A 729-nucleotide genomic window follows, 5' to 3' on the forward strand; every position below is an offset into this window, starting at 1 on the left:
CACTGGGTCCACTGCGCCCGCACCGACAAGTACACCCTGATCGACTGCCATCCGAACCGTGGGAGAGCCGGGATCGACACGCTCGGCGTGCTGCCCGGCTTCGGTGGGGTCCTCGTCCACGACGCCTGGGCCCCCTACGGCAGCTACACCAGCGTCACCCACCAGCTTTGCGTCGCCCACGTCCTGCGCGAACTGCAGGGGGTCATCGACGGTGTCCCGGCCGGGCAGTGGTCCTGGGCCGCCCAGGCCACCGACGCACTCGTTGCCCTGCGCACCCTGGCCACCCAGGCAGTCGCCGTCGGTGCGGCCAGCCTCGACCCCGCCGAGCTGGCCGCCCAGACCCGGCTGCTACGCCACGCCGCCCACATCGGCATCAGCCAGACCGCCGGCCGTGGCACGAAACTCATAGCCGCCCGCCACGCCCTGGCCTGCCGGCTGGTCGACCGCGAAGACGACTACCTGCGCTTCACCCGTAACCAGCGGATACCCGCGGACAACAACGGCTCGGAACACGACATCCGCATGATCAAACTGCGGCAGAAAGTATCCGAGTGCCTACGCACTCTCGCCGGGGCCCGCCAGTTCTGCGCGATCCGCAGCTACCTGTCCACCGCCACCAAACACCACATCAGCCTGTTCGAAGCCCTCGTCCGCCTGGCCGAAGGCAACCCCTGGACGCCCTCAACAACCTGACCCCGACCAACATCAAGAAACCACCTGACCAGTTAC

1 protein-coding gene is annotated in these 729 nt (G+C 68.2%); it reads left to right on the plus strand.

All coding sequences use genetic code 11. The annotated features are described in order from the left end of the window. On the plus strand, positions 1–693 hold a 693-nt coding region (locus G6R25_RS24355; RefSeq protein ID WP_205447450.1), incomplete at its 5' end, for an IS66 family transposase. Between the last annotated feature and the right edge of the window lie 36 nt (positions 694–729).

Source organism: Candidatus Frankia alpina, from assembly GCF_902806485.1.
In the GTDB taxonomy this organism is placed as follows: Bacteria; Actinomycetota; Actinomycetes; order Frankiales; family Frankiaceae; genus Frankia; species Frankia alpina.